This is a genomic window from Rhodoferax sp. P1_F3 (genome assembly GCF_056405715.1).
Map to the genome: position 1 here is coordinate 94,452 of NZ_JBFUBO010000006.1, position 21,574 is coordinate 116,025.

Annotated in this window: 17 protein-coding genes, 2 tRNA genes and 2 riboswitches; of the genes, 11 read left to right on the forward strand and 8 right to left on the reverse strand. The window is 59.9% G+C overall.

All coding sequences use genetic code 11. The features are described from left to right. Positions 1-35 precede the first annotated feature (35 nt). Positions 36-404 (reverse strand): glycine cleavage system protein GcvH, encoded by a 369-nt coding sequence (gene gcvH / locus AC1DZ5_RS11270; RefSeq protein WP_477889032.1) that lies wholly within the window; start codon positions 402-404, stop codon positions 36-38. A 92-nt stretch (positions 405-496) separates the two neighbouring features. After that, on the reverse strand, positions 497-1,657 hold the full coding sequence (gene gcvT / locus AC1DZ5_RS11275; RefSeq protein ID WP_477889034.1) for a glycine cleavage system aminomethyltransferase GcvT: 1,161 nt from the start codon (positions 1,655-1,657) through the stop codon (positions 497-499). Between the two features lie 63 nt (positions 1,658-1,720). Next, positions 1,721-1,845, reverse strand: a riboswitch (glycine riboswitch). A 16-nt stretch (positions 1,846-1,861) separates the two neighbouring features. Then, positions 1,862-1,964: riboswitch (glycine riboswitch) on the reverse strand. Positions 1,965-2,086: 122 nt separating this feature from the next. Between gcvT and AC1DZ5_RS11280 the strand changes: the two genes are divergently transcribed. The 4 genes from AC1DZ5_RS11280 to AC1DZ5_RS11295 all read left to right on the forward strand — a co-directional run bounded on the left by AC1DZ5_RS11280 (position 2,087) and on the right by AC1DZ5_RS11295 (position 7,818). Beyond that, positions 2,087-2,803 carry a lysophospholipid acyltransferase family protein gene (locus tag AC1DZ5_RS11280; RefSeq protein ID WP_477889036.1) on the forward strand — a complete coding sequence of 239 codons (717 nt, stop codon included), beginning with the start codon at positions 2,087-2,089 and terminating at the stop codon, positions 2,801-2,803. Between the two features lie 168 nt (positions 2,804-2,971). Further along, positions 2,972-4,894 carry a PrkA family serine protein kinase gene (locus AC1DZ5_RS11285; RefSeq protein ID WP_477889038.1) on the forward strand — a complete coding sequence of 641 codons (1,923 nt, stop codon included), beginning with the start codon at positions 2,972-2,974 and terminating at the stop codon, positions 4,892-4,894. 24 nt (positions 4,895-4,918) lie between these two features. Continuing rightward, on the forward strand, positions 4,919-6,187 hold the full coding sequence (locus AC1DZ5_RS11290) for a YeaH/YhbH family protein (RefSeq protein ID WP_477889040.1): 1,269 nt from the start codon (positions 4,919-4,921) through the stop codon (positions 6,185-6,187). A 113-nt stretch (positions 6,188-6,300) separates the two neighbouring features. Next, the gene (locus AC1DZ5_RS11295; protein WP_477889507.1) at positions 6,301-7,818 is read left to right on the forward strand and encodes a SpoVR family protein; all 1,518 of its coding nucleotides are present in this window, start codon (positions 6,301-6,303) and stop codon (positions 7,816-7,818) included. Positions 7,819-7,858: 40 nt separating this feature from the next. On the opposite strand, the gene AC1DZ5_RS11300 is transcribed toward AC1DZ5_RS11295, so the two are convergent. Beyond that, entirely contained in the window at positions 7,859-9,559 is a 1,701-nt protein-coding gene (locus tag AC1DZ5_RS11300; protein WP_477889042.1) for an electron transfer flavoprotein-ubiquinone oxidoreductase, read from the reverse strand. A 136-nt stretch (positions 9,560-9,695) separates the two neighbouring features. Here AC1DZ5_RS11300 and AC1DZ5_RS11305 point away from each other — a divergent pair, with 136 nt between their 5' ends. Both AC1DZ5_RS11305 and AC1DZ5_RS11310 read left to right on the forward strand, forming a co-directional pair. Beyond that, on the forward strand, positions 9,696-10,478 hold the full coding sequence (locus AC1DZ5_RS11305) for an SDR family oxidoreductase (protein WP_310341875.1): 783 nt from the start codon (positions 9,696-9,698) through the stop codon (positions 10,476-10,478). A gap of 30 nt (positions 10,479-10,508) precedes the next feature. After that, positions 10,509-11,441, forward strand: a complete 933-nt coding sequence (locus AC1DZ5_RS11310; RefSeq protein ID WP_477889044.1) for a DMT family transporter — start codon at positions 10,509-10,511, stop codon at positions 11,439-11,441. Position 11,442: 1 nt separating this feature from the next. On the opposite strand, the gene AC1DZ5_RS11315 is transcribed toward AC1DZ5_RS11310, so the two are convergent. After that, positions 11,443-12,201: a 3-hydroxyacyl-CoA dehydrogenase gene (locus AC1DZ5_RS11315; RefSeq protein ID WP_477889046.1), complete on the reverse strand. Its 759-nt coding sequence runs from the start codon at positions 12,199-12,201 to the stop codon at positions 11,443-11,445. Positions 12,202-12,335: 134 nt separating this feature from the next. Between AC1DZ5_RS11315 and AC1DZ5_RS11320 the strand changes: the two genes are divergently transcribed. The 4 genes from AC1DZ5_RS11320 (at position 12,336) to rimO (ending at position 15,791) form a co-directional block, all read left to right on the forward strand. Continuing rightward, positions 12,336-12,412: transfer RNA gene (locus tag AC1DZ5_RS11320), tRNA-Val, on the forward strand. Between the two features lie 92 nt (positions 12,413-12,504). Next, positions 12,505-13,770 (forward strand): hypothetical protein, encoded by a 1,266-nt coding sequence (locus AC1DZ5_RS11325; protein WP_477889048.1) that lies wholly within the window; start codon positions 12,505-12,507, stop codon positions 13,768-13,770. A 107-nt stretch (positions 13,771-13,877) separates the two neighbouring features. Continuing rightward, on the forward strand, positions 13,878-14,327 hold the full coding sequence (gene phaR / locus AC1DZ5_RS11330) for a polyhydroxyalkanoate synthesis repressor PhaR (protein ID WP_477889050.1): 450 nt from the start codon (positions 13,878-13,880) through the stop codon (positions 14,325-14,327). 63 nt (positions 14,328-14,390) lie between these two features. Then, complete coding sequence (rimO, locus tag AC1DZ5_RS11335; protein WP_477889053.1) at positions 14,391-15,791, forward strand: 30S ribosomal protein S12 methylthiotransferase RimO; 1,401 nt, start codon at positions 14,391-14,393, stop codon at positions 15,789-15,791. A 106-nt stretch (positions 15,792-15,897) separates the two neighbouring features. Here the strand turns inward: rimO and AC1DZ5_RS11340 are convergent. Next, positions 15,898-15,982, reverse strand: a tRNA-Leu gene (locus AC1DZ5_RS11340). A gap of 49 nt (positions 15,983-16,031) precedes the next feature. Here AC1DZ5_RS11340 and rnr point away from each other — a divergent pair. After that, a complete protein-coding gene (gene rnr, locus AC1DZ5_RS11345; protein ID WP_477889055.1) occupies positions 16,032-18,293 on the forward strand; it encodes a ribonuclease R in 2,262 nt (753 codons plus the stop codon). Positions 18,294-18,352: 59 nt separating this feature from the next. Here rnr and AC1DZ5_RS11350 read toward each other — a convergent pair whose 3' ends face one another. The 3 genes from AC1DZ5_RS11350 to AC1DZ5_RS11360 are packed head-to-tail and all read right to left on the reverse strand — an operon-like array spanning position 18,353 to position 21,537. Next, positions 18,353-19,813: an NAD(P)H-hydrate dehydratase gene (locus AC1DZ5_RS11350; RefSeq protein WP_477889057.1), complete on the reverse strand. Its 1,461-nt coding sequence runs from the start codon at positions 19,811-19,813 to the stop codon at positions 18,353-18,355. Beyond that, a complete protein-coding gene (locus AC1DZ5_RS11355) occupies positions 19,797-20,684 on the reverse strand; it encodes an MBL fold metallo-hydrolase (RefSeq protein ID WP_477889059.1) in 888 nt (295 codons plus the stop codon). The genes AC1DZ5_RS11350 and AC1DZ5_RS11355 overlap by 17 nt, the downstream gene beginning before the upstream one ends. A 10-nt stretch (positions 20,685-20,694) precedes the next feature. Next, positions 20,695-21,537: an HDOD domain-containing protein gene (locus AC1DZ5_RS11360; RefSeq protein WP_477889061.1), complete on the reverse strand. Its 843-nt coding sequence runs from the start codon at positions 21,535-21,537 to the stop codon at positions 20,695-20,697. Positions 21,538-21,574 lie beyond the last annotated feature (37 nt).

Below are 21,574 nucleotides of genomic sequence, written 5' to 3' on the forward strand. Positions count from 1 at the left end.
AGCGACCCGCGCAGCGGCGGAGCGTGGGGGCCAGATCAGCTGGCGGAGAAGGCGGTGTAGCTGGTTTCGTCCATCAGGCCTTCGAGCTCGGCGGGGTTGGACAGTTTGACCTTGAAGAACCAGCCGGCGCCCAACGGGTCGGTGTTGGCCAAGCTGGGGTCGGCGCGCAGAGCTTCGTTCACTTCGGTGATCTCGCCGGTCACGGGCATGTAAACGTCGGCCGCGGCCTTGACGGACTCCACCACGCCGGCCACGGCCTTGGCGTCAATGGAGGCACCCACTTCGGGCAGGTCCACAAACACCACGTCGCCCAGCGCGTCTTGCGCGTGGTGGGTGATGCCCACGGTGGCGATGCCGCCTTCAACGTTGAGCCATTCGTGGTCGGGGGTGTACTTGATGGACATGGAGAACTCCTGAAAAACGGGTAATAAGGAAAGGAATCAAACAATAAAAACGAACCTGCCAGGGCAGACTTTAGCCGCCCCCGGCTGGTGGTTTATCCGCGGTAGTAGCGTGTGGGCACAAAAGGCATGGCGCTCACCACCATGGGCACGGGCTTGCCGCGCACGATGGCCACTACTTTGCTGCCTAGAGCCGCCCAAGCCGCATCTACATAGCCCATGGCCACGGGCTTGTCGATGGTGGGGCCGAGCAGGCCGCTGGTGACTTCGCCAATCTTGTTGCCTGCACCGTCCTGCAGCTCGGTGTGGTCGCGCACGGGGATGCGTTCCAGCGCGATCAGTCCCACACGGTTTCGTGTACCTTTTGGTGCTGTAGCCCCCGTGGAATCTGCGAGAGCAGCTAGTATTTTTGTAGCGCCCGGGAATCCGCCTTCGCGTGCACCGCCGGCGCGGCGCACCTTTTGCATGGCCCACAGCAGGCTGGCTTCCACCGGGTTGGTGGTGGTGTCAATGTCGTTGCCATACAGGCACAGGCCGGCTTCCAGGCGCAGGGAATTGCGCGCGCCCAGGCCAATGGGCTTCACTTCGGGTTGGGCCAGCAGGGCGCGGGCCAAGGCATCCGCGTGGTCGTTGTGCACGGAAATTTCGAAACCGTCTTCGCCGGTGTAGCCGCTGCGCGTCAAAAACACGTCGATCTTTTGGGTGCCGGTGTCGACGGTGAAGTTACCGCCCGTCATGAACACTAGCTTTTCCACACCGGGTGCCAAGCGGGACAGGGCAGTGACGGCCTGCGGACCTTGCAGCGCCAGCAGCGCGTAGTCGGGCAGGGGGGCGACTTGGCAGCGGCCGCCGATCTTGGCCTGGATGTGGGCCATATCGCCCACCTTGCAGGCGCCGTTGACGATCACAAACAGCTCGTTGTTCCCCCTGTTGAAGAACATCAGGTCATCAATGATGGTGCCTTCGTCCGTCAGCAGCAGGCCGTAGCGCTGTTTGCCCACAGCCAGGTCGATCACGTCCACGGGCATCAGCGATTCAAACGCGGCGGCGGCATCGGGGCCGACCAAGCGCAGTTGGCCCATGTGGGACACATCAAACAGGCCGGCGGCATTGCGGGTGTGGTGGTGCTCGGCCATCAGGCCGGCGGGGTACTGCACAGGCATGGAGTAGCCGGCAAACGGCACCATGCGGGCGCCCAGCTCGATGTGCAGGGCATTGAGCGGTGTGGTCAACAAAGTGGTGTCGAAGGCGGACATGGCGGCAATCCAGGTAGGGGCAAGTCAAAAACCGGGGTGGGTGCATGGCTGCGCCCGCCCGGTGCTGCCCCCGCTGTCCGCTTTACCTGAGAGATTCGCCGGGTCTGCGTGCACAACGGGGTGCGCAGACTGCGGGTTGCTCCTTCGGTGGGCTGCAAGGTTTGCAACCTCTCTCCAGTGGGGTGTCGTTGGTAGCCAAGCCACCAACGGATGTCAGTCCTTTTGCCTGAGCGTTCAGACCGCTGCAATCAGCCGTCCTGCGCCTTCGGCGGCCTCCGCGTGGGAAGCTCTCTCCTGACTGGGCAGGATTCTAAACCAGCCGCCATCCGGTGGCCAGTGGAAAACGGGTTGATGCCAGTCTGATTTGCCGCAAGCTCGGTCTGCGTGGGCTGGCCTACACTCCCGCCTAGTTTTTACCGCCAATCTTGTATGCTTTACCTCCTTCGCCTCCTCACACTGGGCCTGTATTTCCTGGTGGCCTCGGCGATTAACTTCGTCATCTGCCTTGCCCGGCCATTCAACCCCGACAACTCGCGGCTCTGCGGCTGGGTGTATTCGGCGCCAGCACTGCGCATCCTGGGGCTCACGGTGCGGCTGGAGACGGCGGACATGCTGGCACAACCCAATCCCTTTGTCATCGTGTGCAACCACCAGTCCAACTGGGACTTGTTTGTACTGGGCTGCGCGGTGCCGCGGCGCACCGTGTCGCTGGGCAAAAAGAGCCTGAAGTGGATTCCTTTCTTTGGCCAGATTTACTGGTTGGCCGGCAACATCCTCATCGACCGGGGCAATGCCTTCAAGGCCAAGCAGGCCATGCTCAAAACCACCGACGTGATGCTGCACCAAGACACCTCAATCTGGGTGTTCCCCGAAGGCACACGCAACTTGGGGCAGGGTTTACTCCCTTTTAAAAAAGGGGCATTCCAGATGGCCATCAATGCGGGCGTGCCCATCATCACCCTGTGCTGCAGCAATTACAAAAGCAGCATGCAACTCAACCGCTGGCACAGCGGCACCATCGTCATCAAGACCCTGCTGCCTATCGCCACCACGGGCATGACGCTAGACGACATGCCCGCGCTGATGGCGCGTTGCCGCGTGCAGATGGAGGCGGGTTTGGCTGCGCAGGATGTGCAACTGAGCTAGCGCGCCGCATAGTCCTGCAATAAGCGGCGACATCACACCGCGTTTATTCGCTTTCCAAACAACATGGGTATGGGGAACCAACTGGACTCTATTGCAGTCCAAGGCATATACTGAAATCAAGAATCCGCCGCTAGGGATTCAGGTTTGTTGTTCCAGCCAGGAGGTCTTATGGACGCCATTGGTAACTACGTAGCCCGCCACGCACGCAGCCGTGAAGAAGAGATGTCTCTGGACGAGTATCTCGCTGAGTGCAAACGCAACCCGCTCACTTACGCCACAGCGGCTGAGCGCATGTTGGCCGCCATCGGTGAGCCGGTGGTGCTGGACACGCGCAACAACCCCCAGCTCTCGCGCATCTTTGCCAACAAGCTCATCAAGGTGTACCCCGCCTTCTCCGAGTTTTACGGCATGGAAGACGCCATCGAACAGGTGGTGAGCTACTTCCGCCACGCAGCGCAAGGGCTGGAAGAGCGCAAACAAATTCTCTATTTGCTGGGCCCGGTAGGTGGTGGCAAAAGCTCGTTGGCTGAACGGCTCAAACACCTGATGCAGCAGGTGCCTTTCTATGCCATCAAAGGCTCCCCCGTTAATGAAAGCCCGCTGGGCCTGTTTGACGCGGTGGAGGATGGCCCGGTGTTGCAAGACAACTACGGCATTCCGCCGCGCTACCTGCAGCGCATTCTGTCGCCATGGGCGGTGAAGCGACTGGACGAGTTTGGTGGGGATATTCGCCAGTTCAAGGTGGTTAAGCGCTTCCCCAACACGCTGCGGCAAATTGGTGTGGCCAAGACCGAGCCCGGTGACGAAAACAACCAGGACATTTCGTCCCTGGTTGGCAAGGTGGACATCCGCAAGCTGGAGAGCTTTTCGCAGGACGACCCCGATGCCTACAGTTTCTCGGGTGGCCTGTGCCTGGCGAACCAGGGGCTGCTGGAGTTTGTGGAAATGTTCAAGGCGCCCATCAAAGTGCTGCACCCGCTGCTGACGGCCACGCAGGAAGGCAACTTCAAGGGCACAGAAGGCTTTGGCGCGATTCCGTTTGACGGCATTGTGTTGGCCCACAGCAACGAGAGCGAGTGGAAGGCTTTTCGCAACAACAAGCACAACGAAGCGTTTCTGGACCGCATCTACATCGTCAAGGTGCCGTACTGCCTGCGCGTGAGTGAAGAGATCAAGATCTACGAAAAGCTGATCCGCGATTCGTCGCTGGGCCAGGCCAAGTGTGCCCCAGGCACACTGAAGATGATGAGCCAGTTTGCCATCCTCACGCGGCTGAAGGAGCCTGAAAATTCCAGCCTGTACAGCAAGATGGAGGTCTACGACGGCGAGAGCCTGAAGGACACCGACCCGCGCGCCAAGAGCTACCACGAGTACCGCGATTACGCGGGTATGGACGAGGGTATGAACGGGGTTTCCACACGCTTTGCGTTCAAGATTTTGTCCAAGGTGTTCAACTTTGACAGCGCCGAGGTGGCCGCCAACCCGGTGCACCTGATGTACGTGCTGGAGCAGCAGATCGAGCGCGAGCAGTTCCCTGCCGACCTGGAGCAGAAGTACACCGGCTTCATCAAGGAGCTGCTGGCCCCGCGCTATGCCGAGTTCATCGGCAAGGAAATCCAGAAGGCGTATTTAGAGAGCTACAGCGAATACGGACAAAACATTTTTGACCGATACGTTACCTACGCCGACTACTGGATTCAGGACAACGAGTACCGCGACACCGACACTGGCGAGGTGTTTGACCGCGTGGCCCTGAATGCCGAGTTGGAGAAGATCGAGAAGCCCGCGGGCATTGCGAATCCTAAGGACTTCCGCAACGAGATCGTCAACTTTGTACTGCGCGCGCGTGCCAACAACCAAGGCAAGAATCCGGCGTGGACCAGCTACGAAAAGCTGCGCCAGGTGATTGAGAAAAAGATGTTCTCCAACACCGAGGAGCTGCTGCCCGTCATTAGCTTCAATGCCAAAGCCAGTGCGGACGAGGCCAAGAAGCACGAAGACTTTGTGACGCGCATGGTGGAAAAAGGCTATACCGCCAAGCAGGTGCGCCTGCTGTGCGAGTGGTACCTGCGGGTGCGCAAGAGTTCGTAAGGAGTCTGCTACGAAAGGTTGAAAATGGCCCTGCAAATTGTTGACCGCCGGCTGGCGGGCAAGAACAAGTCCATTGGCAACCGGGAGCGGTTTTTGCGTCGCCACCAGGAGCAAATCCGCGAGGCCGTGCGCAAGGCCGTGACAGGCCGTGGCATCCGCGATATCGAGCAGGCCGAGAACATCACCATCCCCAAGAAAGACATCAGCGAGCCCGTGTTCCACCACGGCGAGGGCGGCGTGCGCGACACCGTGCACCCTGGCAACACCGACCACCTTCGCGGTGATCAGATCAAACGCCCGCAGGGCGGTGCGGGAGGCGGCAAGGGCCAGGCCAGCGATTCGGGCGAGGGTGAAGACGATTTTGTTTTTACGCTCAGCAAGGAAGAATTCATGCAGGTGTTTTTCGAAGGCTTGGCCTTGCCCCACCTGATGCGCACCCAGATTGGAGACACGCCCGAATGGAAAACCCACCGCGCGGGCTACACGCGCGACGGTACACCCAACAACCTGCATGTCCTGCGTTCCATGCGCGGCGCGCTGGGTCGCCGCTTGGCGCTGGGGACGGGAACGCGGCGTGAGCTGGCGCAGAAAAAGCTGTTGCTGGCGCAGTTGGAGCGGTCGCCCTTGGGCCACGAACGCGAAATACGCACGCTGCGCCAGGAGATCGAAGCGCTGGAGCTGCGCATCAAGAAGATTCCTTTTCTGGATCCCGTGGATTTGCGGTTCCGCGGCCGGGTCAAAACACCGGTGCCAACCTCCAAAGCCGTGATGTTTTGCCTGATGGATGTGTCTGGCTCCATGGACGAGGAGCGCAAGGGCCTGGCCAAGCAGTTTTTTATCCTGCTGTACCTGTTCCTGACCCGCCACTACGAGAAGATTGACATCGTCTTCATACGCCACCACACCCAGGCGCAAGAGGTGGACGAGGACACCTTCTTTCATGCCACCGAGAGCGGCGGTACCGTGGTGAGCAGCGCGCTAGAGCTCATGCAAAAAATCTTGGAGGAGCGCTACCCGGCAGCGGAGTGGAACATCTATGGCGCCCAGGCCAGTGATGGTGACAACTTCAGCAATGACAGCGGGCGTTGCCGCGATTTGCTCAACGACGCGCTGCTGCCGCTGTGCCGCTACTTTGCTTACGTGCAGGTGGCAGACACCGAGCAAGACCTGTGGGAGGAATACACCCAATTGGCAGAGGCGCACGCCAACTTCGCGATCCGCAAGGTCACCACGCCCGAGAACATTTATCCCGTGTTCCGGGACCTGTTCAAGAAGGAAGGAGAAACCGCATGAGCGACCTGCTTCCCATCCTCGCGCAGCGCCCGGTGGAGCACCGTCATCTGGACGACCCGGCCCGTATTCCGCCCAGCGGCGAGCGCCGCACGCGCATCGTCTTGCAAGAGCCCATGCCGGCCCCACCGCGCGCGCAAGAGCCACTGCCCGATAGCAGCGACTGGACCTTTGAACTGATCGAGCGTTACCACGACGTCATCCGCGAGACCGCGGCCCGCTTTGGCCTGGACACCTACGCCAACCAGCTGGAGATCATCACGGCCGAGCAGATGATGGACGCCTATGCCAGCGTGGGCATGCCCATCAATTACCGACACTGGAGTTACGGCAAGGAGTTCATCGCCACCGACAAACGCTACCGCCGCGGCCATATGGGCCTGGCCTACGAGATCGTCATCAACTCCGACCCCTGCATCAGTTATCTGATGGAAGAAAACACCACTGCCATGCAGGCGCTGGTGATTGCGCACGCGGCGTATGGACACAACAGCTTCTTCAAGGGCAACTACCTGTTCCGCATGTGGACGGACGCATCCAGCATCATCGACTACCTGGTGTTCGCGCGCCGCTACATCAGCGAGTGCGAGGAGCGCTATGGGCTGGAGACGGTGGAGCTGTTTCTGGATTCTTGCCACGCGCTGGCCAATTTTGGGGTGGACCGTTACCGCCGGCCTAGCAAGAAGAGCCTGGCACAAGAGTTGAGCGCGCGCCGAGCCCGCGAGGCCTATGCGCAGCAGCAGGTCAACGATCTGTGGCGCACCGTACCCAAAGGCGCAGACAAGCCGGATGACACGCCCGAGAGCCAGCGCTTTCCGGCCGAGCCGCAAGAAAACCTGCTGTACTTTATCGAGAAGAATGCACCGTTGCTGGAGCCCTGGCAGCGCGAGGTGGTGCGCTTGGTGCGCAAGATCGCGCAGTATTTTTACCCGCAACGCCAGACGCAGGTGATGAACGAAGGCTGGGCCACATTCTGGCACCACAAGCTGCTGAATACGCTGTACGACGATGGCCATTTGAGCAACGGCATGATGATGGAGTGGCTGAGCTCACACACCAATGTGATTTTTCAGCCCCCCGTGGGCCACCGGGGCTACAGCGGCATCAACCCCTATGCGCTGGGCTTTGCCATGTACACCGACATCAAGCGGATTTGCGATGCCCCTACCGATGAAGATCGCGCATGGTTTCCCGACATTGCCGGAAGTCCTTGGCTGCCCACCCTGGACCACGCCATGCGCAATTTCAAGGACGAGAGCTTCATCGGGCAGTTTTTAAGCCCCAAGCTGATGCGGGACATGCGGCTGTTTGCCGTTCACGACGACGAAAAAAAAGCGCAACTGGAAGTGGCCGCCATCCACGACGAGATTGGCTACCGTGAGTTGCGCCAATCGCTTTCACAGCAGTACGACTTGGGTACGCGAGAACCCAACATTCAGGTTTGGAATGTGAATCTGCGCGGCGACCGCACGCTGACGCTGCGGCACACCCAGTACCAAAACAGGCCGCTGGGCGACAGCACGCTGGAGGTGCTCAAGCACACGGCACGACTCTGGGGTTTTGGGGTGGCGCTGGAAAGCGTGAACGGCGCGGGCGAGGTGACTCGGCAATGGAGTGTGGCCGCGCCGGCCTAAAAAAGCAGCAATGAAAAACGGGGCGTGAGGCCCCGTTTTTTTACATCCCCGCGTAGTTCGGGCCGCCGCCGCCTTCTGGTGTGACCCAGACGATGTTTTGCGTCGGATCCTTGATGTCGCAGGTCTTGCAGTGCACGCAGTTTTGCGCGTTGATCTGCAAGCGCTGGGCATCACCGCCCTTGGCAGTGTCGGGCACAAACTCGTACACGCTGGCAGGGCAGTAGCGGGCTTCCGGGCCAGCGTACTTGGCCAGGTTGATGCTCACAGGCACCGACGCATCTTTGAGCGTCAAGTGCGCAGGCTGTTGCTCTTCGTGGTTGGTGTTGCTGATGAACACGCTGCTCAAGCGGTCAAACGTCAGCTTGCCATCGGGCTTGGGGTAGGCGATGGGCGTGCACTCGGCCGCAGGTTTCAAGTAGGCGTAGTCAGGCTTGGTGCGGCGCAGCGTCCAAGGAATGTGGCCGCGCAGTACGAATTGCTCAAAGCCGTTCATGAGCGTTGCCACGGTCAGGCCGTACTTGAACCAGTTCTTGAAGTTGCGGTCCTTATTCAGCTCAGTGTGCAGCCAGCTCTTCTCAAACGCCTCAGGGTAAGCGCTCAGCTCATCGTGCTGGCGGCCGACCACCACCGCGTCGTACGCGGCTTCGGCAGCCTGCATGCCGGTCTTGATGGCGGCGTGGCTGCCCTTGATGCGGCCCACGTTCAGGTAGCCGGCGTTGCAGCCAATCAGGCAGCCGCCCGGGAACACGGTCTTGGGCAATGCGTTGATGCCGCTGGCGTTGATCGCGCGGGCACCGTAGCCCAGGCGCTTGGCGTTGACTTCGCCCTTGTCGTTCTCAAAGTAGTAGCGCACGTTGGGGTGCGTCTTCCAGCGCTGGAATTCTTCAAACGGACTGAGGTACGGATTGGAATAGCCCAAGCCGGTGACAAAGCCCAGTGCAACCTTGTTGCCTTCCAGGTGGTACAAAAACGCGCCACCGTAGGTGTCGGATTCCATCGGCCAGCCTGCGGTGTGCATGACAAAACCGGGCTTGTGGCGTGATGGGTCAATCTCCCACAGTTCCTTGATGCCTATGCCCCAGCTTTGCGGGTCTTTGCCCTCATCCAGCTTGAACTTGGCGATCAGCTGTTTGCCCAAGTGGCCGCGTGCGCCTTCGGCGAACACGGTGTATTTGCCCAGCAGCTCCATGCCGAGCTGGAAGCTCTCCATGGGTTCGCCGTCTTTGCCCACGCCCAGGTTGCCGGTGGCTACGCCTTTAACGGAGCCATCATCGTTGTAGAGCACTTCGACCGCAGAGAAGCCTGGGAAAATTTCCACGCCCAGTGCCTCAGCCTGTTCGGCCATCCATTTGGTGACGGCACCCAGGCTGACGATGTAGTTGCCATCGTTGTGGGCGAAGGGTGGCAGGACCATGTTGGGCACGCGCACGCCGGTTTGTTCGCCGAGGAAGACGTAGGCGTCGTCGGTGACCGGCTGGTTCAGCGGAGCGCCCAGTTCTTTCCAATTCGGGATCAGTTCGGTCAGGGCCTTGGGATCCATGATGGCGCCCGAAAGAATGTGCGCGCCGGGCTCGGAACCCTTCTCCAGTACCACCACCGAAACATCGGTGCCTTTCTTGGCGGCCTGCTGTTTCAGGCGGATGGCGGTGGCCAAACCACCGGGGCCACCACCGACGACGACCACGTCGTATTCCATGGATTCACGGGGGCCGAACTGGGCCAGAATTTCCTGGTTTGTCATGGGGTGTCTCGCTTAATAATGGGTGGTCTTCTGATCGGTGGGCGCATGCAAAGGCGCATCGAACTGGAGTTGGATTTTATTCGCTGATTTCACAAAAAAGAACGGTCGTTCTTTTTATTTCGAGGAGGCACTCTAAATGGCTTACAGCATCGATCTCTCAGGCCGTGTCGCTTTCATCACGGGGGCCTCCGGTGGACTAGGCGCGCAGTTTGCCAAAACTTTGGCGGGCGCTGGTGCCGCTGTCGTGCTGGCCAGTCGCCGAGTGGACAAACTCAAAGACCTGCGCGCAGAAATCACGGGGCTGGGGGGCGATGCCCATGTGGTGGAACTGGATGTGACGGACCATGACTCCATCAAGTCGGCGGTGGCGCACGCGGAGACGGAAGTAGGCTCGATCGACATCCTGATCAACAACTCCGGAGTCAGCACCACGCAGCGCCTGCAGGACGTGACGCCAGATGACTACGACTTCATGTTCAACACCAATGTGAAGGGCGCTTTCTTTGTGGCTCAGGAGGTCGGTAAGCGCATGCTGGCACGCGCGAAGGGCTCGGCGCCGGGCAACTACACAGGCGGGCGCATTGTGAATGTGGCGTCCATGGCAGGGTTGCGGCCGCTGCCGCAAATCGGGGTCTACTGTGTGAGCAAAGCCGCAGTCATCCAAATGACCAAAGCCATGGCGCTGGAGTGGGGCAAGTTCGGTATCAATGTCAACGCGCTGTGCCCCGGCTACATCGATACCGAAATCAACCACCACCATTGGCAAACGGACGCCGGCCAGAAGCTGGTGCAGATGCTGCCGCGCAAGCGCATTGGTCACCCGCAAGACCTGGATGCGATTCTGGTGACGCTGTGTTCGGACCAAAGCCACTTTATCAACGGTGCCGTGATCGCTGCGGACGATGGTTTTGGTATTTGAGGGCCTGCGTTTGAACCGTTGGGTGCGCGGTTGCTAGTCGGCATCTTGGCCGGCCTGGCAGCAGGGGCGCTGTGGGGCTTGGTGTTTGTGGCTCCCGCGCTGGCACCAGGGCTGGCTGCGGTGGATCTGGCGGCAGGCCGCTTCGCCTGCTATGGGTTGACGGCCCTGCTGGTCATGCTGCTGACGCGGGGCAAGCGCCGTTGGCCCACCTGGCGGCAGCTGGGTGCTGCCTTGGGTTTGAGCGTTCTGGGCTTCTCGGGTTACTACTTGCTGCTGGTGCTTTCCATTCGTGATGCCGGGGTGGAAGTGCCCACGCTCATCATCGGCACCATTCCTATTTGGGTCATGCTGCTGGGCAAGCCGCAGGATCTGCTGTGGCGCAGCCTGTTGCCCGGGCTCCTGCTTACCATCACCGGCGTGCTATTGATGATGGGCACAGAGACAGCGGGTGCAGCGGAGCACGCGACTCAGGGCTGGGTGTACTGGCGCGGCATTGGCTTTGCACTCTTGTCCATGTTCTGCTGGACTGCGTTTGCCGTGCTGAACTCGGCTTGGCTCAAACACCATCACGAGGTGAACGTGACCGACTGGACCAATTGGCTGGGCGTAGCGTCCGGCCTGGGCGCCGTAGCTTTGTGGTTGATGCTTGGTTCAGAGTCAAAAGTGCTTCTAGCCCTCGCAGATATTGCGCAAGCAGCTATGGTTTGTATAGCAACCGGAGTGGGTTCGGCCTGGCTGGCCACCGTACTCTGGAATATTGCGAGCCGCCGTTTGAGTGCGAGCCTGTGCGGCCAGCTGATTGTGAGCGAAACCTTGTTTGCCTTGCTCTACGCGTTTGTGGGCTATGGCGTGTGGCCGTCATGGCTGCAGCTGCTGGCCAGTGCCGTGTTCGTCGTGGGCATCATTGCCTCCATCCGGGCGCATCGCAAAAAAAGAAGGGCGCGACCCGGAGGAGGCGGTTGACTTACTTCGGTGCCAGGCGAATGGCGCCGTCCAGGCGGATCACTTCTCCGTTGAGCATGTCGTTCTCAAAAATGTGCACGGCCAGCTTGGCGTAGTCCTGCGGGGTGCCCAGGCGTGAAGGGAAGGGCACACCGGCGGCCAGCGCATCCTGCACCTCTTGCGGCATGCTGAACAGCATGGGCGTGCCAAAAATGCCGGGTGCAATCGTCATGTTGCGGATGCCGTTGCGTGCCAGGTCGCGCGCAATCGGCAAGGTCATGCCGACCACGCCGCCTTTGGAGGCGCTGTAGGCGGCCTGGCCAATTTGTCCATCATAGGCAGCCACCGAAGCGGTGGAGATCATCGCGCCACGCTCACCGGTCGCTTCGGGTTCGTTCTTGCTCATGGCGTCGGCGGCCAGGCGAATCATGTTGAAGCTGCCAATCAGGTTCACGGTAATGGTTTTGCTGAAGGAGGCCAGCGCGTGTGCGCCGTTCTTGCCCACGGTCTTTTCTGCCGGGGCAATGCCTGCGCAGTTCACCAGGCCCATGAGCTTGCCCAAAGAGATTGCCTTGGCCACTACGGCTTGGCCATCGGCTTCGCTGCTGACGTCACATTTCACAAATGCGCCGCCAATGTCCTTGGCAATGGCCTCGCCTTTTTCGGCCTGCATGTCGGCAATCACCACCTTGCCACCTTTGGCCGCCAGCATGCGCGCCGTGCCTTCGCCCAAACCCGACGCTCCGCCGGTAACGATGAAGACCTTGCCTGCGATTTCCATAGAGAACTCCTTGTGAATGGATGGATTGACGTTTACGTTAACGTCAATTATGGCGCAGCCCACGGCGACTTTCGCCGGTGTGGGGCAGGGAGGGTGCATTTATGCTGCTATACTTCGGCCTCTCGGATATATGTAGGCGCATAGCTCAGCTGGTTAGAGCACCACCTTGACATGGTGGGGGTCGTTGGTTCGAGTCCAATTGCGCCTACCAAATTTCGAAAAGAATCCAAGCACTTTGCGGCAACGTTAAGTGCTTTTTTGTTGCCTGTCGCAGCCGTTTCCCTTAGCCCTAGAATGCGGCGAATGGCTGCATTCACCATCTTCTTCTGCGGGACGGGTTCGAATAGTTACGACTTTGCGAATACGAACTACCACCAGGGTGAATTGATTTCGACCTTGGCGAAGAACCACGCGGGGCATGAATTCGTTGACTGGATCATTGTCGATGGCCCCGGCAGCGGCAACATCCAGGAAGCAGAAAAGTGGGTGCCGGCAGGCAATTACTCGGGCATTCGTGGCACGCTGCAAGGCAAAGGTTGGGAAGAGAATGTCAAGCATGCAGTCGCCGTGCTGATAGGCACGAACTACGAAGAACGCAAAGCGCACACCCGCGCCGAGACAAAGATTTTGCGGGCGGCCGGGGTGGGGGTGGACACCGTGGAGCGTACAGGAAAGATCGAAAGGGCGTTGCTGGGGGCAACCAAGACGGTCAACTTCGATTTGCATGCCCGCATCTCACCGCAGGCGCTGCAGCAAAGAAAAGTCCAGATCATGCGCAAGAACAAGCCCATCGACTGCGTGAACGTCGTGGGCTGGAGTCGGGGCGGTGTGACCTGCCACATGTTTGCCAATGCCTTGGCTGAGGTGGAGGGGTGGTCCAACATGCCGGTCAATATCTTTGCCTGTGATCCTGTGCCGGGCTCAGGCAATTTTGATACCCGCAGGATTACTCTGGGCCGCAACGTCAAACGCTATGTTGCGATTTACGCCGCCGATGAACGCTCGCGCGGCTTCTCTCCGGTCTTGCCATCCCTCGCTTCGGATACCGAGTTTTTCATTACCACCATGCCCGGCCGGCACGCTACGCTGGTGGGCAATGCCAGCCAGGACGGAGGCAAGGGGGTGAATAGCCTCTTTGGGCCTGGCAAGGTGACGCGGGATCTGGCGGAAAGCTTTTTGCAGGTATGGGGTGCGAAGCTCAACAATACACTCAAGCTCGGCGAGTTTCAGATCCTTGCAAGCTACGAAGGCATGCTGGCTCAGTCCAAGGACTACCAAGCCATGCATGATGTGTCCTATACCGGGTTCACCCAGTCGGATCGGGCCGTTGGCGTAGGCGATGGCACCTGGCGGACCTTTGGTACCTCGGCAACTCTTTCGCGGGAAGCGGTCTTCGTTAATCTCCACCATCGCTGGGTGTTTGAGAAAAGGTTTACCGTGCTGTATGGGGCGTTGTTCCGCAATCAGAAGCTGACAGCCAAACAGGTGGAGCTGGAATTCAAGCGCATTGCCTTTCAGTACCCCAATCTGCACAGGCGGCTCAAGAAGATCCCGATCCAGTTGCAGTGACGTCTTTCGCGCTAGGGTTATCCTAGGTCGCAGCGGGGCTGCCCACCTCTAGAATGTGCTGCAGCGCAACACTTTTTTGACTTTCACTTTCAGTGGCGGCGATCGCAATGCAAAAACCTAGCTCCAAAGATTCCAAAACGTCGCAACGGATCATCAAAAAATACCCGAATCGCCGTCTCTACGATACCGACACGTCGACCTACATCACGCTTGCAGAGATTCGGCGCCTGGTGATGGACAACGAGGCCTTTGCGGTGGTCGACGCCAAATCTGGCGAAGACATTACGCGCAGCATTCTTCTCCAAATCATTCTGGAAGAAGAAGCCAACGGCTCTCCCATGTTTACTACGCCGGTGTTGGCCAACATCATCCGGTTTTATGGGCACACCATGCAGGGCATGATGGGTGGCTACCTTGAGAAGAACATGCAGGCGTTGATGGACATGCAAGTCCCTATCGTGCCGGGCGTGGCGGGCAGCAATATGTTTCAGCAAATGCAGGAGCAAATGCAAAAGCAGACGGAGCAATTCCTGGGTACCTTCGGCCTCAAACGCTGAACTGGCAGGCGCGCGATATCCAGTCGGCTGGGCGCGGAGGCTGAATACTGGGACAATAGGGGAATGAGCGAAGTTTTATCCCCTGTCAGTCCCCCCCAAGTTCCCAAAGTCGGTTTTGTCAGCTTGGGTTGCCCCAAAGCCTTGACCGATTCCGAGCTGATCCTCACGCAACTGAGCGCAGAGGGTTACCAAACCTCCAAGACCTTCCAGGGCGCGGACTTGGTCATCGTTAATACCTGTGGCTTCATTGACGATGCGGTCAAGGAAAGTCTGGACACCATTGGCGAAGCGCTGGCCGAAAACGGCCGCGTGATCGTGACGGGTTGCCTGGGCGCCAAGACCACAGACGGTGGTGAAAACATGGTTCGCCAGATGCACCCCAAGGTGTTGGCTGTCACAGGCCCGCACGCCACGCAAGAGGTGATGGATGCCGTGCACTTGAACCTGCCCAAACCCCACGATCCGTTTCTGGATCTGGTGCCCCAGTCGTTTGGAGTGGCCGGCATCAAACTCACGCCACGCCACTACGCGTACCTGAAGATCAGCGAAGGTTGCAACCACCGCTGCACGTTCTGCATCATCCCCAGCATGCGTGGGGACTTGGTGTCTCGCCCGATTGGTGATGTGCTGACCGAAGCGAAAGCGCTGTTCGAAGGTGGTGTGAAAGAATTGCTGGTGATCAGTCAAGATACGTCTGCCTACGGTGTCGATGTGAAGTACCGCACCGGTTTCTGGGACGGCAAGCCTGTGAAGACGCGCATGCTGGAGCTGGTGCAGGCGCTGGGCGACATCGCCGAACCGTATGGCGCCTGGGTACGTTTGCACTATGTGTACCCGTATCCCAGTGTGGACGACATCATTCCCTTGATGGCCACCGGACGTGTGCTGCCGTACCTGGATGTGCCGCTGCAACACAGCCACCCCGACGTGCTGCGCCGCATGAAGCGCCCCGCCAGTGGCGAGAAGAATCTGGACCGATTACAGCAATGGCGTGCCGCCTGCCCTGAACTCGTGGTGCGCAGCACCTTCATCGCTGGTTTCCCCGGTGAAACCGAAGCCGAGTTTGAGCATTTGCTGGACTTCATCCGCGAAGCCCAGATCGACCGTGCGGGCTGCTTTGCCTACAGCGCGGTGAATGGGGCCATTGCCAATGACCTGCCAGGCATGTTGCCCATCGAGTTGCGCGAAGAGCGCCGTGCACGCTTTATGGCAGTGGCGGAAGAAGTGTCCGCTGCGCGCCTGCAGCGCCGTGTGGGCTCAGTCATGCAGGTGTTGGTGGATTCTGCGCCAGCCATGGGCCGCAAGGGTGGGGTGGGGCGCAGTTATGCTGATGCACCCGAAATTGATGGTGTCGTGCGTTTGCTACCACCTGAGAAGATTAGCAAGACCCTCAAAGTCGGTGAATTCACCAAGGCGCGCATTGTGAGTGCACAAGGACACGACCTCGTGGCCTTGCCCATCTAAATTCATGCCGCTGACCCATGCAACAACAGGTCAGTGGCATGAATCAAACAGGCAAAAAAAAGCCGCTGTTTTCACAGCGGCTTTTCTATATCTACATTACCATTGTTGGTGCCCAGAAGAGGACTCGAACCTCCACGATGTTACTCGCTAGTACCTGAAACTAGTGCGTCTACCAATTCCGCCATCTGGGCATCTCAGGAAAGAGAGAAGTATATCAAAAATTTAAGCCCCAACAGCGCATTGCTGGAAGAAGTTGAAGGAATTGTGCAAGGTCATCGCGACGGGCACGGTTTTGTGTCCCGCGACGACGGTGCCCCTGACATTTATTTACCCCCGAACGAGATGCGTGCGGTGTTGCACAAAGACCGTGTGAAGGTGCGCATTGTTCGCAGCGACCGCAAGGGACGGCCCGAAGGCCGCGTGGCCGAAATCATGGAGCGCTCCACGCAGCCCATCATTGGCCGTTTGCTGCAAGAGAGTGGTGTGTGGCTGGTAGCGCCTGAGGACAAGCGCTATGGCCAGGACGTGCTGATCCCCAAGGGAGCGACCAGTGCTGCCAAAGCAGGCCAGGTTGTCGTGGTGGAGCTGGTAGAGCCGCCCGCTTTGTTTGGCCAACCCGTAGGCCGCATCAAGGAAGTGCTGGGTGAGGTGGACGACCCCGGCATGGAGATTGAAATTGCCGTGCGCAAATACAGCGTGCCGCATGAATTCTCTGACGCCTGTGTTGCGCTGGCGCGCACCTTGCCCGACAAAGTGCGTCCGCAGGACAAGGTGCATCGCGTCGACCTCACCGATATTCCTCTGGTCACCATCGACGGTGAAGACGCGCGTGACTTTGACGATGCGGTGTACTGCGAACCCGCGACCAAAGGCCGTGGCAAGACGGCCCTGAAGGGCTGGCGCCTGTTGGTGGCCATTGCCGATGTGAGCCACTATGTAGAGACGGGTTCGGCCATCGATGTGGACGCCTACGACCGCGCCACCAGCGTGTATTTCCCGCGCCGCGTGATTCCTATGCTGCCCGAGAAACTGTCCAATGGCTTGTGCTCGCTGAACCCCGAGGTAGAGCGCCTGTGCATGGTGTGCGACATGTTCGTTACTGCGGACGGCGAAGTCGATGCCTACCAGTTTTACCCCGCGGTGATGTGGAGCCATGCGCGCTTCACCTACACCGAGGTGGCCGCCATTTTGGGCAATACCCGTGGCCCTGAGGCCAGCAAACGGCGTGATCTGGTGCCGCAGTTGCTGGACTTGCATGGTGTGTACCAGGCGCTGTTGAAGTCGCGCCACAAGCGCGGTGCGGTGGACTTTGAAACCACTGAGACGCAAATCGTGTGCGATGAAAACGGCCGGATTGAAAAGATCGTGCCGCGCACCCGCAACACCGCCCACCGACTGATTGAAGAAGCCATGCTGGCGGCCAACGTATGCAGTGCCGACTTCATTGCAGAAAACAAACACCCTGGTCTGTTCCGTGTGCACGAAGGCCCCACGCCCGAGAAGCAGGAGACCCTGCGCAACTACCTCAAGGCCAGTGGCATTGGCATGAGCATCAGCGACAAGCCTTCGCCCGGTGAGTTCCAGGCCATCGCCATGGCCACCAAGGACCGGCCGGACGCGCAGCAAATCCACTCTATGTTGCTGCGCTCCATGTCGCAGGCGATTTACACGCCCACCAACAGCGGCCACTTCGGTTTGGCGTTTGACGCTTATACCCACTTCACCAGTCCCATCCGTCGCTACCCCGACCTGCTGGTGCACCGGGTCATCAAGGCCATTTTGGCGAAGTCCAAATACCAGCTGCCCGCGCTGCCCACGCCTGGCGAGGCGCACGCCAAGCTGGCGCGCCGCCTGGAGAAAAATCTGGCCAGCCGTGTGGCGGAACCCGGTATCAAGCCCAAAAAGATGAATGCCGAGGGCATGGCTTGGCAGGCCGCCGGCCTGCATTGCAGTGCCAACGAGCGCCGCGCCGACGAGGCTAGCCGCGATGTGGAGGCCTGGCTCAAGTGCAAGTACATGCGCGAGCATTTGGGCGAGGAATATGGTGGTGTGGTCACCTCGGCCACCACCTTTGGTTTGTTTGTCACGCTGGACGCCATGTATGTAGAGGGCTTGGTGCACATCACTGAGTTGGGGGGCGAATACTTCCGCTTTGACGAGGCCCGCCAGGAGCTGCGCGGGGAGCGCACCGGCATCCGCTACGCCATTGGTACGCGGGTTCGCATCCAGGTGAGCCGTGTAGACCTGGATGGTCGCAAGATCGACTTCCGCCTGGTGCAAGAGGGGCAAAGCTTGCAGCCGCGCCCGGGCTCCGACAAGGGTGCAGCGCGCGAAGGCAAGGGGCGTGCGGAGTTTTCTGACCGTGTTGACGCGGAAATGCCCGGCAACACCAGTTACAAGAGCAAGGTGCGCCAACATGCCAGTGCCAAGCCTGCACGCAACGCCAAGGCCGGCGCCAAAGCGTCTGCTGCTCCCAAGAAGGTAGCCAAGAAGCGACGTTAGTCGCTATTGAAATGGTAGCTGCTTGCGCATATTCTGCGCGGGCTGGCTGCCTTTTTTTACTATATGTTGTGGGCGAGGGCCGCTGCTGTGAGTGTCTGCGGGTGTGGCCAGGTGTCCGCCATCTGGCCGTGGCGGTAGGCGCCCAGGCAGGCGGCTTGCCAACTTGAATAGCCCTGTGCCATGAGGCTACCTACCAAGCCTGCCAGTACGTCTCCCGTGCCTGCTGTGGCAAGGCGCGCATTGCCTGTGGGATTGATGCGGGGCGTTTGGCCTGGTGCGGCAATCACGCTGCCGGACCCCTTTAGGATGATTGTGCAGCCGAACTGGGTTACTATAGCCCTAGCGCTGGCCAGACGATCGGCCTGCACAGCGGCTGTGGTGCTGCCCAATAAGCGCGCGGCTTCCAGCGGATGTGGCGTGAGGATGGTGCTCTCCGGTCTGCGATTCGCCACCAGCGTCTTCCATGCGGGTTGTGCTGCCAGTGCGTTCAATGCATCGGCGTCGAGCACTAGGTGTTTGGCGTTGCGAATTAGCTCCGGCAAATGTGCGGCAATGTCCGCTCCGCCCCCGCAACCGGCCACCACGGCCATGGTGGCCAGATCCCATTGCGCCAGGGGCTTCACCATCAGTTCTGGTTGGATCGCCAAGGCTCCGCCTGCCTGTGCGGCGTCCAGCAGCCCGAGGTACACCCGCCCCGCACCCGCATGCAAGGCCGCACGGGCGGCCAGGAGCGCGGCGCCAGCCATGCCGGTGGTTCCACCCAGCACCGCTACATCGCCAAAGGAGCCTTTATGCGACGCGTGAAGGCGTGGGGCAGGCGTCTGGGGGGCGCTGACCCAGGCGTCGGGCGACACGGGCGGCTCCACGTTCAGGGTGTTGAGCCAGAGGTCTCCACAAAGGTCACGCCCCTGTGCGGTGAGCAGACCTGGCTTGAGGGTGAGAAAGGACAGGGTTATGTCCGCCCGAACGCATTCGCCTGGCGGCTGTCCGGTGTCCGCCTGTAGGCCGCTGGGCAGGTCGGCTGCCACAACCAAGCCCGAACCGGCCCGAATGGCGCGGATGTATTGCAGCACCGCTCCATCCGGTGCTAGGCGTAAACCGATACCCAGCAGGGCGTCAATGCACACATCCCAATCCGTTGGCGGCGCATCCAGAAAAATAACGCCGGCTTCCTGGGCGCGTTGCAGGGAGTGTGCTGCGTCCGTGGGCAAGGCTGAGGGTCCATCCAACAACGTGACAACGGCAGTTTTGCCCCATCGTTGCAGGTGCACGGCGGCCTCCAAGCCGTCCCCCCCGTTGTTGCCACGCCCACAAGCCGCCCAAAACGTCTGTGCGTGCGGCGCATGGGCCAGGGCCAGGCGTGCAAGCGCCAGCCCGGCACGCTGCATCAGGGTGTGGGCGGGGAGGGCGCTGGCCGTCTGGGTTTCAAGGGCCCGTGTCTGCTGCGCCGTGCACAGCGGGTAGGCGTGCAGCGCAACTGGGCCTTGCGGGCCCAGCACCCACTCAGAATTCGTAGACATCGCCTTCGCGCGCCAGGCGAATGTCCATCTCTTGAGTGAGTGCGGCGTTGGTGTTCAGCGCCTCGGCAAACGCCGCTTCCAGCGCGTCGTCGCTGCGCGTGGGTTCATGGTGGGTGCAAAACAGTAGCTTGGCGCCGGCGCCATGTGCGCTGGCAATGCTGCTGCTGAAGGTGCCGTGGCCCCAGCCCTTTTTGGCGGGGTATTCGGCGTCTGTGTAAGAGCTGTCAGCAATGTAAACGTCCACGCCGCGGATCGCGTCCTGGATGGAGCGCTCCTTCTCATCCACAAACACCTGGTACTCGGCGTAGGCCTCGTCGCCCGGGTCGTAGATGTTGTACGGCGGCTCGTGGTCGCCCGTGAAGAACACGGACTTGCCGTTGCATTCAATGCGGTAGCCAAAGTCAATCACCGGGTGGTTGAGCAAGCAGGGTGTCACGGTGGCCGAGCCAATCTGAATCGGCTGGTCTGGCATGAGCGTGACGTACTCAATGCGGGCTTTCATTTCGGCTTCACGTACCGGGAAGTAGCTGTACTGGAGTTGCACCGCCATCACCTGCTCAATGCCTTTGCCCGACACAGGATCAAAGCAGCCGTGCAGACGTAAGGTGTTGCCGGGGATGAAGTTGGGGATGAAAAAGGGCAGACCCTGGATGTGGTCCCAATGCGAATGGGTGATCAGTACATTGGCGGTCACCGGCATCTCGGCCAACAGGGTTTGGGACAGCGGGAAAATGCCCGTGCCAGCGTCCAGGATGATAAGTTCGTTGTTGTCCGTGCGGATTTCAATACAGGTGGTGTTGCCACCATAGCGGACCGTTTTGGGGCCCGGCGAGGCGATGGACCCGCGTACCCCCCAGAACTTCACCTTCATGCCGTCTCCTTCATAGTTTGGCGAACACTTGGGCTTCTGCGAACAGGGTGTTCAGATCCCCCATAGAGGCAATCACCTGGTCCAGGGGGCCGCCCAGCCGCTTTTGGATGGTGGGTGGCAGTTCTTCTATGCCGTAGTTGCCCGCAAAGCCGAACTGCAATTTTTTGCTGATCTGGTTGGCGGCAAACACGCAGGCGATCATGTCCGTGTCTTTGAGATCGTCCACGCGCTGGTGCCGGATGGTGTCAATCAAATGGGGCGCGAAGCGCCACTTCTCCACCAGCATGGCACCCACCACCGCGTGGTCCGCACCAATGGTGGCTTGCAGGGCGGCATGCAAGGAGCTTTGGGTTTCTTGGCTGATCTGTAGAGCCGCCTTGAATTCTGCGGGCATGAATTGGGCAAACACCACCTTGCCAAAGTCGTGCAGCAAACCCGCAATGAAGCAGTCCATCGGGTCCGCATCGTCCACTTTGAGGGCCAATTGCTTGGCAATCCCGGCAGTCGCCAGCGAATGCAGAAGGTACTGGTTCACATCAAAGCCGGCGGCATTGTCTTTGGGCAGCATGCCGATGGCTGCGATGCTCAGGGCCAGGTTTTTGATGGTGTTGAAGCCTAGATACACCACGGCGTGGCCAATGGACGTGACCTGCTTGGGTAGGCTGTAGTAGGCCGAATTGACGACTTTGAGAATCTTGACGGTGACCACCGGATCCTTGTCGATGACTTCGACTAGGTCCTTGGGCGTGCTGTTGACGTCCCGCGTCAATTCCAAAATGCGTTGCACGCTTTTGGGGAACGCTGGCATGCCATCCACGGCAGCGGCCAATTTTTGTGAAAGCTCTGGACTCATGGGCTGAACATCTCCCTTATTGGATTGTGTCAGCAGA